The sequence below is a fragment of the Myxococcus faecalis genome (genome assembly GCF_050039385.1).
Lineage (GTDB): Bacteria > Myxococcota > Myxococcia > Myxococcales > Myxococcaceae > Myxococcus > Myxococcus fulvus.
The window spans coordinates 7963734-7979615 of the sequence record NZ_CP144336.1 but is presented as its reverse complement, the minus strand read 5'-3'; the positions used below and the strand labels follow the sequence as shown (position 1 = coordinate 7979615).

Here is a 15882-nt window from a genome sequence, read left to right as displayed (position 1 = left end):
CCGACGACAGACGTCGATGTTCTCCGGTGGACCCTTCCGTGAGCGGCGTCGCCGTGGAGCGGGAGGGTGAGCTCATCCGCGCGGCGAAGGACGTGGAGGCGGCCCTGGACAAGGGGCCCGCGGTGAAAGCACCGACGCGCCTTGCCTGGCTGAAGCGGGAGTTTCCACGCGCGGCCGTGCGGCACGTGCTCGACTGCGAGATGAACCTGCGCGCAGGCAGGCTGGGGCCCGCGAAGACATCGTGCCGGAAGGCGGTCGCCGCGTATGACGAGGCGGTGCAGGCGCACTTCATCCTGGGCTGGATGGCCTCCATGTCCGGCGCCCGCGAGGAGGCGCGGACCCACCTGGAGCGCGTGGTCACGCTGGAGCCCCTGCACACCGAGGCGTGGCGACTGCTCGCGGAGCAGTACCGCGCCGCCGGCATGCAGGAGGCGCTGAAGACACTCCAGGGCCGCTATCGCGAACAGTTCGCCCAGGAGCTGCGCTGAGACGCCCCAGGCTCCGGCCAGCCGCGAACACGAGGACACACGGCCGACTTCAACCGCGCGCCGGCCCGTCCCGGCGACGACGGCTCAGCCCCAGCACCAGCACCATCAACAGCGCGGACAGCGAGAACAGGCCGGCCACACGAGAACGAACGGAGCCAGGAGGGTGCAGGGTGACTCCCTGAACGCACCCACGTGATTTGCTTCGCCCGAAAAGGCGCCCGCTACTTCGGCATCTCGGTGGGGGCCTCGCCGAAGGTCCGCCCCCTCTGGTCCCCCAACCAGAAACCGCGGTACTCGAGGCCGTACTGGACACCCCCCGAATCGAGGAACACGGGGACCGTCTTGCCGTCGGTGTCACGGGCCTCGAAGTCGGCGTAGTGGTTCTCCAGCCCCGCCCCCGCCTTCACCCGCAGGGACCTGGCGCCGCTGAGCGGCACCTCGAGCCGGCCCTTCACCTCGTTGACGGCGGGCCCGTTCGCGTCGAAGAACACATACAGCGGGCCGCTGAAGCCCTTGGGGACGATGAAGTGCACGGGCTTCGCGGTGCGCGCGGCCCACCAGGACGCGGTCAGGTCATCGAACACCACCGCGAACAGCCCCACGCCGCCCACCACCACCAGCACCAGCCCGATTCCGACCGACGCGGCCATCGACAGGTTGAAGAGCTTCTTGATGAGCAGGGCGCCCCCCATCCCGACAGCGCCCCCCACGACCACCAGGAACAACATGCCCAGCATCACGCCAATGGCCATCCCACTGTCCGGACCGTTCACGTCGCACGACTCCTCGCCCCCTCGGGCTGCAATGGGCACGAGGTTATACGCAAACCGTGACACTGGGGATGACACCCCTCGGGAGACATGAGTCACCCGTGACTATCCAAGAGCCTCTGTCTTTGGGTTGAATGGCCGGATGGCCCCAGCCGCACCCCAGCCGCCGCCCGACTCCCGGAAGCGGGGCGTCGCGAAGAACCTGCTCTTCGTCATCGCCTGTCTGCTCGTGGGTGGCTCGGCGGCCTTCGTCGTGCTGCACCAGGACAGGCCCCCGGACGGCCTCCCCATCCCCGAGGTGGCCGTGCCGAAGGCCGAGGCGCCGAAGGACCCGCCCCCCGTCACGAAGCCGCTCACCGGCCCCTATCGCGACCCTCGAATCCCCCAGCGGATGCCACCAGGAGACGAGCTGCGCCGGCCCACCGAGGACGTCTGGTGCGAAGGCCTGTCCGTGGAGCGCTGCGACGACTTCCCCAAGGACTGCGAGCTCGCGGCGTATTGCGACGGCGTGAGGTTCTGCAGGACCCAGCCGATGTATCCGAACAAGGCGGAGTGCGCGGAGGAGGGCGTCCTGGGCGCCAGCGTGGCGTGCTGCCCCGGCCTCGTGCCGCGCTGTGGCGCCCTGGAGCACCACGTCGGCCCCAGGTGCGACCCCATCGAGGGAACCACCCTGGAGTCGGTCTGCGTGCGCTGCGGCGATGGCGTGTGCGGGAAGTTCGAACAGGTCTGCAACTGCCCGGAGGACTGCGCCCGATGAGCCTCGTCCATGTCCAGCGGCTCACGCCCGTGACGCTCGTCGTGCTCCTGCTCGGCGGCTTCGCCGACGCGCGTCCCAAGTACCTGTCCCAGGCCCGCTTCATCGAGGACACGCCGGTGATGCAGGCGGCGCTCGACGGGGATGCGGCGCGGATGAAGGACCTGCTCGACAACAAGTCGGCGGTCAACATCACGGGCCATGTCACGAATGGCTACCCCCACATGACCCCGCTGATGGTGTCGGGGGAGAAGGACGACGTCGCCCTCGTCCGGATGCTGCTGAAGGCGGGCGCGGACCCGCTGCTGCGAGTCCCCCGACACGACAACAGCGCCTGGCCTCCCTTCGGCTGGTCCGCGCGGTGCTTCGCGCGCTCCACGGGTGCGGCTCGCGCGGAGAAGCTGCTGGTGAAGGCGGGCTCGCGCGGTGACGAGGCGTGCCTCGTGGAAGCGGACTTCCTGGCGGCCGTGGCCAAGGAGCAGGTGCGGAAGGTCGAACAGCTGGGCCAGCGCGCGAAGGGGCGCATCCAGCAGCGCGTGCTCGCGGACGCGCTGAGCCTCGCCATGGACCAGAAGAGCGTGCCCATGGTCCGCGCCATCGAGGCGTCCGGGCTCTCTCCCCGGGGAGGCCTCAACCTCAACATGGCCGTGCCCGCCGGCGCCGACGTGTCGATGCGCCCCGGCTCACGCGTCACCATCACGCCCCTGCCCGCCGTGGAGGTGGCCCTGCGAGAGGACGACGAGAAGGCCCTGCTCGCCCTGGTGAAGAAGGGCGCCGCGCCGCCTCCGCTCTCCCAGCTCGTCGAGAAGCGGATGCGCTCGGTGGTGAAGCACCTGCTGAAGACGGGCGCCAATCCCAACGACACGCTGCCCTGGTCGGACACCGCCCTCATCAAGGCCGTGCAGGCCCGCGATGGGGACCTCACGGAGGCCCTGCTCGCGGCTGGCGCGGACGTCAATCTCGCGGGGGCCAGCGCGGCCACGCCCCTGCTGACCTCGATGCAAGGCAATGAGCCCGTGGACACCACGCTCGTGCGGCGCCTGGTGGAAGCGGGAGCGGACATCGACAAGAGCGACAGCACCCGGCCTCCCTTGCAGCACGCGGCGGGCATCTGCCTGCCGGACATCGTCTCCCTGCTCCTCCAGCGCGGGGCCCGGTGGAACCGGCCTCCGCGCGGCGGCACGGGGCTCTACGAAGACGCGCTGCGGCCTCGCGCCCCCTGCACCGAGGAGGACACCCTCCGCGTCGTCCAGGCCCTCCGCGCCGCAGGCGTCCTCATCCACGCACAGGAGCTCCTGGACCCGGGGCACTTCCACGAGCGCGCGCGGCAGTCCCCGGCCCTGGGCGCCGAGCTCTTCGCGGCAGGACTGGTGCCAGAGCGCAAGCAGCCGAAGTCCCTTCACCCGGAGGGCAGCCCCCTGCGAAACCTGGAGGACCTGGGTAGGGCCGTTCGGACCACAACGCCTCTCATCGAGCGGGAACGCTACAACCCCTGGCTCTGGGGAACGTGAGACCGGTGTGCGATTGACGCTCCCTGGCAATGGGCGACATAGACCCGCCCATGCCGACAAAACGGAATAGCTTCACATCACTGCTTATCCTGGCAGTGGCCTGCATGTCCGCGCAGGCGTTCGCCGCGACGCTGAGCTCCGCGTCCTCCACCGTCTTCACCTTCCCCAATGGGACGTTCGAAATCCCGGCGCTCGCGGCCTCGCCGGGCTACCAGTACGCCCCGGCGGGCTCGGGCTGGACGTTCGTCGATGGCGCGGGCCTCACGCGCAACGGCACCGCCTTCACGTCGGGCAACCCCAGCGCGCCGCAGGGCGCCCAGGTGCTGCTGCTGCAGGGCGTGGCCTCAGCCTCGCGGGCGGTCAACATCCCCGCCGGCTACTACGTCTTCAGCTTCGCCGCCGCGCAGCGCGGCAACATCCCGAGCACGCAGCGGGTGGAGCTGCGAGTCAACGGCGCCACGGTGCTGGGCGTCACGCCCGCGGGCAGCACGTACCAGCGCTTCACCACGGGCCCGGTGCTGCTGGGCTCGGGCGCGCACACGGTGGCGATGCACGGCACCAATCCGCAGGGCACCGACAGCACCGCCTTCGTGGACGACCTCACGGCGACGCGTGTGCGGGACATCGTCATCAGCGGCTTCGAGTCCCCCGCCCTGCCCGCCTCGCCCGGCTACGCCTACACCCCCACGGGAGGCCCGTGGTCCATCAACCCGGGCGCGGGCCTGGCCCGTAACGGCAGCGCCTTCACGGTCTCCAATCCCAACGCGCCCGAAGGGAGCCAGGTGCTCTTCCTCCAGGGAGACTCCTCCGCGTCGACGTCGGTCAACATCCCCATCACGGGCCACTACCGCCTGCGCGTCAGGGCCGCGGCGCGCGCCAACAGCCCCACGATGCCTCCCGCGAAGAACCTCCTCGTCAGCGTGGCCGGCACCCAGGTCGGCGCGTTCCGCCTGACGGCGACGCAGTACGTCGAGCAGGTGTCCATGCCCATCTACCTCGCCGCGGGGGCCACCGTGGTGAGCCTGGCGGGCCTGGACACGGCGGGCGGCGACCACACGGCGCTGGTGGATGACCTGCGGATGGAGCTGGTCCACGACTGGAGGGACCCGCAGGTCTGGGGCGGCGCGGTGCCTGGACCGAACGACACCGCCACCGTGGGGGCCGGCAGCGCCGTGTGCCTCCGGGGCTCCGTCAGCACGACGTCCATCACCGTCGGAGGGGAGCTGCTCGGCGTCCAGAACCAGGGCTTCGACGTCACCACGCGCTACGTGATGGTGATGGGCAGCGGCGCGAAGCTCGAGGTGGGTCAGGAGCTGACGCCCTTCCCGAACGCGGGCGTGTTCACGCTCGTCGGCGCGCCGGCCGACCCCGACGTCATGGGCATGGGCAACAAGTTCCTCGGCGCCATGAGCTCCGGCGTCATCCGGCTCCACGGCGAGGAGCGCGTGAGCTGGTCCCAGCTCGGCGCGAACGCAGCCGCGGGGAGCACCTCCCTCCTCCTCAAGCAAGCGGTGGACTGGCGCGTGGGAGACACCCTGGTCGTGGTCTCCAGCCACCTGAACCCGAACGAGGCGGAGAAGCGGACCATCACCGGCCTGTCGGAGGGGAACACCCGGGTGGCGCTGTCGAGCCCGCTCACCTTCGCGCATACCGGCGTGGTGATGACCTATACCCAGGGCTCGCGCACGTGGACGGCGGATCTGCGCGCGCAGGTGGGCCTGCTCACCCACAACCTCAAGGTCCAGGGGGATGCCGCCTCCACGGCCACCCGACACGGGGGCCATGTCATGGTCATGACCGACGCGGCCGCGTACATCAGCGGCGTCGAGCTGTACAACATGGGCCAGAAGAAGCTGCTCGGCCGCTATCCGTTCCACTGGCACATGCTCGGAGCAGCGGGGGCGGGCCAGTACTTCAAGAACTCCAGCATCCACCAGTCCTACAACCGGGCCATCACCATCCACGGCACGGAGAGCACGCTGGTGGAGAACAACTTCTTCCATGACCACGTCGGGCACGGCGTGTTCCTGGAGGACGGCAGCGAGCGCTTCAACGTCATCAAGAAGAACGTGACGCTGCTCACCCGGCGCCCCGCGCCCGGCGACCAGCTGACGCCCTCCGACAACGAGTTCGTACAGCTCCAGAACCGCACGCCCGCCAGCTATTGGATCACCAACCCGCAGAACACGTTCGAGGACAACGTCGCCGCGGGGACGGAGGGCACGGGGTTCTGGTTCGCCTTCCCCAAGAAGCCCATGGGGCAGTCCGCGACCGATGGGCGCTTCAGCAGCCTGGAGCCCTGGCGGCTGCCGATGATTTCGTTCAAGGGCAACAGCGCGCACAGCACCGGCTCCGGGTTCGACATCTTCGACGGGCTGTCCCCCACCCACGCCATCCAGCCCAACCTCGGCTGGGATGACCCGGCGCTCCACCTCATCGAGGACAGCACCTGGTACGCGAATGACCTGGCCATCTACACCGGCATCGGCGCGGGCGGCCCGTCCGACAACCTGGTCTTCCGCAACAACATCTTCGTCGACAACCACACCGCGGCGATGATGGCCAGCTACAGCATCATCGACCAGAGCCTGTTCGTGGCGAACTCCGGTGAGTCGCTCTACACCGGAGCGCAGCATGCCTACCGGGTGTACGACGGCGCGGGCCAGGTCCGGGACTCGCACTTCGTCGGCTGGAACGCGGCCAACGCCAACCTCCTCATCAACACCGGCGCCGCCATCAAGCACCCCAACCACCTGTTCACCGGGAACACGGTGTCGCCGGCGGGGACGCCGCGCATCAGCCTGGGCAACTACGACCTGCCGCCCAAGGCGAACACCGACGCCAACGACAACGAGCACCCGCGCTTCTGGTCCATCGCGCTGCGCGACCTCACGGGCGGCATCAGCGGCAAGCCGAACACCACCATCGTCTCCAGCCATCCCTTCATGCGCGTGGGCGACGAGTTCCGTCCCGCGAACTGGGAGAACGCGTACCGCAGCGACCACCGCTTCGTGCTGTCGCGACTCACCTATGGCGTGTCCTTCGAGCAGACGCCCGACGTCGCCGTCACCCGGGAGAAGGTGGGGACGCCCACCGCGCACGTCTATTACATCCACGGCTATCGGGAGTGGCACCAGCTCCCGTTCCTGGTGAACGAGGGCTTCGAGTACACGTATGCCTATGCGTCCCTGCCCTCCGTGAGGACGGTGGCGATGAACATGGAGGACGCCAGCGTGGGCGACACCTACGTCGCCCGGTTCAAGGACTTCGGGAAGCTGGGGGGCCTGGGTGTCGCGTCGTCGCAAGCGGGCTTCGGCTCGCGCACCTCGCTGGCCAACCTGCGGGCCTCGGCCAACTCCGCGTACTTCGTGCAGCAGGGCGGGGACCTGTACATCAAGGCGGTGGCCACCGGGAGGGCGCAGAACTTCGTCATCCACTGGAGCACGGACTTCGCGGTGCCGCCGCTCGACACGGACGGGGACCAGATGTCGGACGCCGCCGAAATCGTCGCGGGTCGCCACCCGTTCGACGCGGGAGACCTGGGCGCCGAGTTCAACGCGGCGGGGGACGTCGAGGGCTGGAGCGCATCCGCGAACGTCGCCGGGCTCGCCGTCACGGGGGGCGTGCTGACCGGGACGGGCTCGGGCACCGGCGACGCGCAGGTGGTGAACACCGCCTATCACTTCCGCGCCAGCCGCGTGGCGAAGGTCCAGGTGCGGATGCGCGCGACGCAGAACACCACGCTGGAGCTCCTCTTCGCCACGGCCACCCTGCCCGGCTTCTCCGGCACGCGCGCGACGAGCACCGTCTACACCGGCAATGGCGCGTACCAGACGCTCACCTTCGAGGTGGCGGGACATGTCGCCTGGACGGGCACCATCACCGACCTGCGCCTGGACCCGGTGAGCAGCGTGGGAAACCCGTTCGACATCGACTGGATTCGCGCCGTGCCCGCGCCCGGCGTCACCCGGGACTGAGCCGGACCGGGTGACGCGCGGGTTTCTTCGCCTTGCGCGTCACGAAATCGGACGTGGGGGGTGCCCCGGGAAGGGCCTTGTCGCGCACGGTGGGGCGTCGCCGTGCGAGGGGAAGTCCCGGGATGCACCGCCGGCCACCCCGCGCTCGCGAGGACCGACAGCGCGGCCACCAGGAGGCCCTCCCCGGCTGTTTTCCGAGGGGTGTCTGGCCATGTCGCGCGTCACCTCGCGCGCGGTGGGAAGGGGGTCATCAATCCCGTCGTCGCCCTTGGAGGGAGCGTGCATGATGAACGCGCGCCCCGCCCGGCTCGTCGAGGAGGTGCTCCGCGTGTGGGCGGGGCACGCTCCAGGCTCGCGTGTGGTGGCGGGTCGAGGAGACAGCGGACATGACGACGGAGCGCGGGATGGACACGGAGGTGGTGGAGCGGCTCGTGCGCGAGGAGTCGTTCGCGAACGAGACCTTCGTGGGGCTCGACCTGCAGGGCGTGGTGCTGACCGACAAGGAGTTCTATCGCTGCACGTTCGAGAACTGTCAGCTCCAGGAGAGCCGGTGGAAGGGCTCGCGGCTGGAGAACTGCGCGGTGCGCGGCAGCAACCTCACGCGGGCGCAGCTGCCCTCCACCGCGCTCCGGGACGTGCGCTTCGAGGGCTCGAAGCTGATGGGCATCGACTGGAGCAACCTCGCGTCGAACCCTGAGTTGGGGTTCGTGGAGTGTGGCCTGTCGTATTGCTCGTTCGTCGGGCTGAGCCTGCGGAAGACGGACTTCCTGCGCTGCATCGCGCGGGAGTCGAACTTCTATGATTCGGACCTGACGGACTCGGACTTCACCGGCACCGACCTGAGCGGCAGCAACTTCCGGGGCTGCATGCTCGCGCGCGTGGACTTCCGGGAGACGGTGGGGACGTTCCTGGACCCACAGCACAACAAGCTCAAGGACGTGAGGGTGCCGGTGGAGACGGCGGTCGCGCTCGCGCGGAACCTGGGCATGTTGGTGGCGGGCTTCCACGACGAGGCACCCAAGCGCGCGCCGAGGAAGGCCCGGTAGGGACTCAGGGGCGGCCCGCGCGCTCCAGGAGGGGCTCGAGCACCGCGGCCAGGTCTCCCATCACGTTGATGCTCCCCGTGAGGTAGCGACGTGTCTGGGGGAGGTAGAGCATGAAGCTCTGGTAGCCCGCGGTGGTGCCCAGGTGGCCGAGGGCGACGACGCCCTGGGACTCGAGCCGCATCACGCCGAGCCCGTAGCCCACCAGACGTGACTCGGGCTCGGGCGCGGACTGGAACGCGAGCATGGACTCCAGCGTCTGCTCGCGCTCGAAGAGGGCGCCCGCGCGCAGCTTCTTCCAGAAGGTGAGCAGGTCGGCGACGGTGGTCTCCAGCGCGTGGCCACCCGAGGCCCCGGCCATGGAGGGGTCGACGACGGTGAGGTCGGCCATCTCCTCATCCATGGGGACGTAGCCGCGTGCGCAGGGCGCGGGGCAGGACAGGTCTGCGGGCTCGGGCGCACGGGTGTGGGAAAGGCCCGCGCGCTCGATGACCCGCTCGCGGACGACCTCGCGCCAGCCGCGGCCCTCCACGGCGGAGAGGATTTCGCCGAGGAGCACGTAGTTCGTGTTGGAGTAGCCATATTGGGAGCCGGGAGGGAACGCCGGGGACTGCGCGCCGGAGATGCCGAGAATCTCCTCGAGCGACCAGACGTGCTCCGGGTCCATGACGATGGCCAGGTTCGTCTCTTCGGTGACCCACTCGGGGATGCCCGAGCGGTGCGCGAGCAGCATGGCCACGGTGATGGAGGAGGCGTTCGCGATGCGCGCCGTCACGCTCGCGGGCAGGTGCTGCGTCAGCGTGTCCTCCAGGGTGAGCTTGCCCTGCTCGACGGACTGGAGCACCGCGGTGGCGACGAAGGTCTTCATGATGCTGCCCGCGCGAAAGCGGTGCTGCGCGGACATGGGCTGCTGGCCCGGGGCGTCACTGACACCGGCGGCGCCCGACCAGGTCGACCCCTCGTCGGAGGCGACGGCCAACGCAATGCCAGGAGTCAGCCCATGGGTGACGGAGTCCTCCATCAGGGCCTGGAGGTCCGCGTGCAGCGTCGAGGGCTCCTCGTCGTCATTGCACGCCGTGACGGTACCGGTCAGTGCGAGGAGCAGGAGGAGGGAGGAGAGTCTCTGTCTCGAACAGCCCCCGTGGTGCGCGAGTGAGGCACCACGGGGAAGGTCCGTACTCCGGGAGTGGATGTTCATGCACAAGGAACACCGCCCCACACCGGCGGTGTCACCTCAGGGATGGAGCAACACGAGGCTCGGTGGCACCGGATTGGCCCCCACGAGACAGAGCATGGTCCAGAGCTTTCCATCCGCCGCGATGGCGAGCGCGGCCCCTGCCGAGTAGATGCGGGTCCCATCTCCAGTCTTCACCTGGAACTCCGGGTCCAGGGCGCCCGAAGGCGTCAGACGCACGAGCAGCCCGCCGAAACCGCTCTCCTCCGTACCGAATCCAGCGGTGACATAGACACGGCCCGCTGCATCCCGGGTGAATGCTCGAATACGGAATGGACTGGCCGTGGTCCCCGTGACCTCCTTGATGTTCACGGCCCCGTTGGTTCCGAACGTCACGTCTGGCGTGCCGTCGGCGCGATACGCGAAGAGACTCTCAAGGTTCCGGGCGATGAACGTGTCGTCGGCGCCGACATGAAGGGCCAGCCCCACACCGGGAATCTCACCGCCCTGCCCGAAGCTCGTATCGAGGGCACCCGAGGGAAGCAGGCGGATGAGTTTGTCGGGGGTGCCCGCCCCGATCGGCCCCAATGAAACCAGGATGCGACCATCGGACTGGGCCGAGATCGAGTTCACGCTGTCAAAGTCCCCCAGGATGCCGTCGGTCCCAAAGCTGCTGTCTCGAGCGCCACTCGCGGTCAACTGGACGAGTTCGGCCCCCCCGCCACTCGTGCTCAACAGGATGGAGCCAGAGGGGAGCGCGATGATGTTGTCGACATTTCCATAGCGCATGTCCGTGAATGACACGCATCCGCCGTCACCAAACGTGGGGTCGCGCGTCCCCTCGCTCGCAAGGAGCCGGCACACCTTCAGCAAGAAGGCCCCCTCGACACTGCCGACGGCGGTCAAGATACGATCCTGGGCATCCCGACCAATGGCTCCCTGTGTCGACACTGCCCCGTCGAGCAGGACCGTCTGCGAAAGCCCCGCCTCACCCACGGTGTAGCGGACGAGGTCGACCCAACCTCGGACGTTCCTTGAGTTGACGTACGGCTGACCTCTCCCGACGACGCCCCCGGAGGCCAGGGGAACGAACTGCACCGGCTGGTCGTCGATCTTCTGGGGCCACCCCTCCACGAAGTCGCCCGGTCGGGGTCCGGAGGGCTCCGGCTCCGAGGACGAACACGCAATATTCAGGATAAACAGGGCTACCGCCCAGGAACGAAGAGACTTGAACAAGGAAATCCCCCTGCACTGACACCATCACCGGCCCTGGAGTGGAGCCTGCCTGGAAGGCGGGTGTGACGCAATGCAAATCATTGCATCCCCAGAACACAGCCTCGGTGTAAGACGCGGCCATGCGCCCCAACCCAAGAGAACCTTCCCGAAGTCGCAGATTGCTGCTGGCGGGAGGGCTCGCCGCACTGGGCGTGGTCCTGCCCCAGCTCTCCGCCGCGGACCCCGCGTGCGTCCCCGCCGATCCCCGCCCCATCTGCAATACCACCGACCCCGAGGACCCCTCCGAAATCCCTCCTGAAGGACCCTTCTGGATTCACGAAGGCAAACGCTTCTTCGTGATCGGGGTCTTCGACTATCCCACCACGGCCAGCACGCCAGATGGCGGCCCTGCTAGAGACAGACCCAACATCAACAAGTCAGACCTCGCGCAGGGGGAATTGGGGCGCGTGGGCTTCAACACCATCATCCACGAACTCCCCGACCTGACCGCCGCCGACCTGGACAAGTTCGAACAGCATGGCGTGCACGTCCTCGGCAAGGCCTGGAATTGGAAGCGTCTCGAGGAGGCAGGCAGCGAGCGGCACTGGGTGCGGGAGAAGGATGCCCAACACCATGTCGGCAGCGACCTGGACCTCAAGATCCAGGAGCTGAAGAACAAGCCAGCGCTCCTCGGCTACGACTCCATGGACGAGATGGGCTGGAACATGGAGGGCGGCGGACAGCTCGTGCGAACCGACGGCGTCATCGACGCGGGCGCGACCGCCGCGCTGAGAGCGCGCCTCCCCACCTTCGACGCCGCGGTGAGCTTCCGCCAGTTCGTCAACAGCCGGGATCCTGCCCATCCCGTCTATTACACGGAGGTCGCCGCAACCAACGCGTCCGTGGGAGTCCCGCCGTGGGCGGACGTGCCAGGCTTCCCACCCGCGCAGTATCGCAAATGGATGGCCGCCGCGAACGCCTGGGGACAGGACCGGTATCCCGTCCCCCTCCTGCCTGACGGTACCTCCCCGCCATTTCCCCTGGCGCCCCTGAATGCACCCGCGGAGACCGCCGAGGCCATGCGCGCGCTCTACGACGATGACTTCGTGGCCCCCTATACGCCCAAGGGGCCCATCCTGATGGTGCTCCAAGGGCAAGGGATTGCGGAGTGCTGTGATTGGGACGAAGTGAACGACAAGTTAGGCCGGCGCCCCAACTACACGGAGACCCGCTACATGGCCTATTCCTCCATCATCCAGCGCGCGCGCGGCATCTTCTGGTGGGGAACGGATGTCATCCCGCGGGACTCACAGCTCTGGTGGGACATCAAGAAGGTCGCGGCCCAGCTTCGCTTCCTGGAGCCCGCCCTGGTTTCCGACATCCGAGGGGCCGTGACGCTCCCCACCGGGCTCGTGGGCATCCAGCGCAAGGTCGGGCACCGCCGCACCGTCATCGTCGCCAACAGCACGCCGACCCCGGTCACCGGCAATATCGTGCCAGTGGGCTGGAACGCCGGGACGCCAGCCCGCGTCCTCTTCGAGCAGCGCGGCCCCATCCCCTACAGCACCCCCCTGAATGGCTGGACGGACACCTTCGGCCCCTGGGAGGTCCACGTCTACACGGACCTTCCCCAGCAGCGGCGCAAGGACGACTTCGACGGAGATGGGACGTCCGACTTCACGTGGTACTGGCCATCGCCCATCCTGCCCCAGGCGGGCATGCTCACCGTCCAGGCCAGCTCGCTGCCACGGCTCATGCGCTTCGCGGGCGGAATGCCTGGAGATGTCTCGCTCACGGGTGACTACGACGGAGATGGCATCACGGACTACGTCGTCTACACCCCGGCCCCGGACGCCGGGACGCCCGGGTACTTCACGGTGTGGCGGAGCCGGGGGCAGCACTGGAGCTGGTTCGACCTGGGCAAGCCCGGCGCCATTCCGCTCGCCGCGGACTACGACGGAGATGGCATCACGGACATCGCGGTCTACGAGCGCTTCGCGACCCCGCAGTTCCAATCCGAAACGTCCCAGTGGATGTATGGCCAGTTCGTCTGGCACTCGAGCCTGACCGGCGGCCCCCCTCGGACGTTCCTCATGGGCGAGCCCGACGACACGCCGGTCGTCGGTGACTTCGATCACGACGGCAAGGACGACTACGCCCTGCACAAGGCCAAGGACGGCTCGGGCTGGGGCGGCTGGTTCACCGTGAGGAAGAGTCAATCCGCGATATGGGATTGGGACACGATGGGACAGGTGGGGGACCTCCCCATCGTGGGCGACTACGACGGCGACGGGTTCAGCGACCTGGCGGTCTACACCCCACGCTGGCCGGCGAATGACGGAGGGGGCTACTTCACCGTCATCCACAGCTCCACGGGGACATCCCATGTGAAGTTCCTCGGAGGGGTCGGTGACGTCCCCGTCACGGGCGACTACGACGGCGATGGGAAGACGGACTTCGCGGTCTACCGGCCTCGCACGAGCACTCCCGCGGCGGGGGGGGACTACACCGTCACGTCCTCGAGAACCGGGCTCACGAGCGTGGTGAGCCGACCCGGCGTGCGTCCGGGCGAGCTGCCCATGGGCCGAGCCGGGCAGCAGTAATCCTCCTGCCTGGCGTGGTGGACTCGAACGTCCACCCCGCCGTGCGGCGGCGTGTGTCATCCGCCTTCGTGTAGCGGGCCTCGCCACAGCGGCCGAGGGTCGTGTGTCCCCGGAGGTGACAGCACGGGGCGCCCCTCGTTCCGCAATCCGAGTCCACGTCCCATGGCACATGGAGTGCTTCGTGTCGCGAGCCCCGCGCAACCCCGCGCGGGACTTCCCCTCGAGGCTCTTCATGCAAAGGTCCGCCCCTCCCCTGCTCAGGCTGTGCACGCTCGTGCTCGCGCTCGTGCTGCCCACGGTCTCCCACGCCGCGGTGGTGACGTTCTGCGCGGGAACGCTGGCGAACTCCGGCCAGAACTTCGTCAACTACAGCGGCACCTCGTCCGGGCTCGCGACGGGGATGTACCGGATGACCCTGTCACAGTCCGGCGCCTTCACCGTGCAGAACCTCCAGGCCTCCTGGAATGGCATCGCCGTGGGCGCCTTCCAGCCCATCTCCGGCTCGGCGACCGTGTCCCTGAGCGGCATCATCCCCTCCGGACTCGCGCCGGGCCAGAGCGTCACGGTGACGCTCTCCATCCAGAACATCATGGGCCAGCTCATCGACCAGAGCACCACCACGGTCGCCGTCAACGGCCAGAGCCCCGGCTGGAACAAGGTCTGGACGGCGACGAGCCAGGGCGGCGTCGCCGCCTTTGCGAAGCACTATGTCGGTGACTTCGATGGCGACGGCACCGAGGACCTGCTCGGCGTGGACACCAATGGCTGGATGACGATGTTCCACTACCGCAACGGCGACTGGCAGTGGGGCTGGAGCAACAACGGCTCCCCCAGCGCGGGCGGCGGCATCTACGACTATCGCAACAACCTGGTCATCGGTGACTTCGACGGGGACGGCAAGGACGAGGCCCTGGGAGTCGCCTCCTGGGTCACGCTGTTCCACTTCGACAACGGCACCTGGAACTGGGGCTGGAGCAGCTACGGCAGCACGTCCGACCAGCTCTTCGCCCACTCCAACGGGGGCGGTTACCTCGTCTCCGGCAACTTCGACCTGGCGGCTCCCGCCCAGAAGGATGAGCTTGTCGGCGTGAGCGCGAGCGGGTGGATCACCCTCTTCCGCCTCAACGCGGCGGGCACGGGCTGGGATTGGCTCTGGAGCACCCAGGGCAACACGGCGCATGGCATGTACGGCTACCGCCACCACCTGCGCAACGGCGGCGACACCAACGGTGACGGCAAGGAGGAGCTGCTGGGGCTCGCCAGCTGGGCGACGACCTTCCACTACGTCAACGGCGAATTCGCGTGGGGCTGGAGCACGTACGGCGCCAACCACATCGGTGGCGTGGGCTATCCGCAGGGCCCCCAGGACGCGCTCCTGACGGGCAACCTCGACTCCGTGGATGGACGGGACGAGTGGTTCTTCATCCAGGGGGGGCCGACGGCTTCCTGGGCCATCACCGAGGACTGGGCCGGCAGCGGCTTCTCCTGGAACTGGTCCAACCACAACTTCACCCCGGCCGCGCCCTTCATCGGTGACTGGCCGCTCGCGAACAACGGCGGCAGCAACGCCAGCTACCTGCTGGTCCGCGCCGTCGCCGGACAGCCCAAGCACCTGGTCGCGCGCCGCACGTTCTGCGCCCACCGCGACATGCGCATGTACGTGATTTCCAACCCCTGGGCCAACTACTGAACCAGACGCGGGACACCTGGAGCCGGGGCCCATGCGGGCCCCGGCTTCGGCTTGTTGCCCCTCCGGCGAAAGACTCATCTCGACAGTCCCAGGCAGGGGCCCGCCTGGACAACGACAAGGGAAAGGAAGAATAGTCACCCGCAAAGGCAGTCGAACCTGCGCGAGGCCCCATGAGCGCCAGTGGACGCGTCTCGGTCGGACACCCTGTGGACGTCGCGTCAGGGGTTCTCTTCAACACCTGGCTCGACTTCGCCATCCCAGGCACGCTTCCGCTCGTCTTCGAGCGGTTCTATAGCACCGCGCTCATCACCCAGACCGCCGAGGCGCCGCTGGGCCCCGGGTGGCGCCATGGCTTCCAACACGAGCTCCGTCAGACATTGGAGGGGTTCGCCTATCTCGACCCGCAGGGGGTCGAACACCCGCTCGAGGACTCGAAAGGCAGCTTCGACACCTGTGGCAAGCTGCTCAGCCCTGCGCATCAGATGGAGCTGCGGGGCACCCGAGACGACCTGGAGCTCCAGCACTACGGCGGCCCGCATCCCCAGTGGGTCTTGCACTTCAGGCGCCGCCCCAAGTCCACGCGCTACCGATTGGAGACCCTGGGGCTCAGTCCCCAGGCCCGATTGCGCTTCGAGTACAGCTCCACGGGCCCGCTCA

At 68.5% G+C, this 15882-nt stretch carries 10 protein-coding genes and 1 pseudogene; 8 read left to right on the top strand and 3 right to left on the bottom strand.

What is annotated here, in order from left to right:
• The first annotated feature begins 38 nt into the window (after positions 1-38).
• Positions 39-488: a hypothetical protein gene (locus VZQ01_RS32125; RefSeq protein ID WP_426745544.1), complete on the top strand. Its 450-nt coding sequence runs from the start codon at positions 39-41 to the stop codon at positions 486-488.
• A gap of 221 nt (positions 489-709) precedes the next feature.
• Here VZQ01_RS32125 and VZQ01_RS32120 read toward each other — a convergent pair whose 3' ends face one another.
• Complete coding sequence (locus VZQ01_RS32120; RefSeq protein WP_426745543.1) at positions 710-1261, bottom strand: hypothetical protein; 552 nt, start codon at positions 1259-1261, stop codon at positions 710-712.
• Between the two features lie 139 nt (positions 1262-1400).
• On the opposite strand from VZQ01_RS32120, the gene VZQ01_RS32115 reads away from it, so the two are divergent.
• The 4 genes from VZQ01_RS32115 to VZQ01_RS32100 all read left to right on the top strand — a co-directional run bounded on the left by VZQ01_RS32115 (position 1401) and on the right by VZQ01_RS32100 (position 8546).
• Complete coding sequence (locus VZQ01_RS32115) at positions 1401-2015, top strand: hypothetical protein (protein WP_426745542.1); 615 nt, start codon at positions 1401-1403, stop codon at positions 2013-2015.
• Positions 2012-3523, top strand: coding sequence for an ankyrin repeat domain-containing protein (locus VZQ01_RS32110; protein ID WP_426745541.1), 1512 nt, complete (start codon positions 2012-2014; stop codon positions 3521-3523). The genes VZQ01_RS32115 and VZQ01_RS32110 overlap by 4 nt, the downstream gene beginning before the upstream one ends.
• Positions 3524-3627: 104 nt before the next feature.
• Complete coding sequence (locus tag VZQ01_RS32105) at positions 3628-7500, top strand: G8 domain-containing protein (RefSeq protein ID WP_426745540.1); 3873 nt, start codon at positions 3628-3630, stop codon at positions 7498-7500.
• 386 nt (positions 7501-7886) lie between these two features.
• The gene (locus VZQ01_RS32100) at positions 7887-8546 is read left to right on the top strand and encodes a pentapeptide repeat-containing protein (protein ID WP_408889671.1); all 660 of its coding nucleotides are present in this window, start codon (positions 7887-7889) and stop codon (positions 8544-8546) included.
• 4 nt (positions 8547-8550) lie between these two features.
• Here the strand turns inward: VZQ01_RS32100 and VZQ01_RS32095 are convergent, their stop codons facing one another.
• Entirely contained in the window at positions 8551-9741 is a 1191-nt protein-coding gene (locus VZQ01_RS32095; protein ID WP_426745539.1) for a serine hydrolase domain-containing protein, read from the bottom strand.
• A gap of 36 nt (positions 9742-9777) precedes the next feature.
• The gene (locus VZQ01_RS32090) at positions 9778-10953 is read right to left on the bottom strand and encodes an NHL repeat-containing protein (RefSeq protein ID WP_426745538.1); all 1176 of its coding nucleotides are present in this window, start codon (positions 10951-10953) and stop codon (positions 9778-9780) included.
• A 446-nt stretch (positions 10954-11399) separates the two neighbouring features.
• Here VZQ01_RS32090 and VZQ01_RS32085 point away from each other — a divergent pair, with 446 nt between their 5' ends.
• The 3 genes and pseudogenes from VZQ01_RS32085 to VZQ01_RS32075 all read left to right on the top strand — a co-directional run.
• Complete coding sequence (locus tag VZQ01_RS32085; protein ID WP_426745537.1) at positions 11400-13535, top strand: FG-GAP repeat domain-containing protein; 2136 nt, start codon at positions 11400-11402, stop codon at positions 13533-13535.
• 232 nt (positions 13536-13767) lie between these two features.
• A complete protein-coding gene (locus VZQ01_RS32080) occupies positions 13768-15225 on the top strand; it encodes an FG-GAP repeat domain-containing protein (RefSeq protein WP_426745536.1) in 1458 nt (485 codons plus the stop codon).
• A gap of 170 nt (positions 15226-15395) precedes the next feature.
• Positions 15396-15584, top strand: a pseudogene (locus VZQ01_RS32075) (DUF6531 domain-containing protein); the annotation flags it as partial.
• Between the last annotated feature and the right edge of the window lie 298 nt (positions 15585-15882).

Excerpts from the sequence above, each read along its gene's own strand:
- VZQ01_RS32115 (WP_426745542.1), top strand. The coding sequence starts at position 1,401 with ATGGCCCCAGCCGCACCCCAGCCGCCGCCCGACTCCCGGAAGCGGGGC.
- VZQ01_RS32110 (WP_426745541.1), top strand. The coding sequence starts at position 2,012 with ATGAGCCTCGTCCATGTCCAGCGGCTCACGCCCGTGACGCTCGTCGTG.
- VZQ01_RS32105 (WP_426745540.1), top strand. The coding sequence starts at position 3,628 with ATGTCCGCGCAGGCGTTCGCCGCGACGCTGAGCTCCGCGTCCTCCACC.
- VZQ01_RS32100 (WP_408889671.1), top strand. The coding sequence starts at position 7,887 with ATGACGACGGAGCGCGGGATGGACACGGAGGTGGTGGAGCGGCTCGTG.
- VZQ01_RS32095 (WP_426745539.1), bottom strand. The coding sequence starts at position 9,741 with ATGAACATCCACTCCCGGAGTACGGACCTTCCCCGTGGTGCCTCACTC.
- VZQ01_RS32080 (WP_426745536.1), top strand. The coding sequence starts at position 13,768 with ATGCAAAGGTCCGCCCCTCCCCTGCTCAGGCTGTGCACGCTCGTGCTC.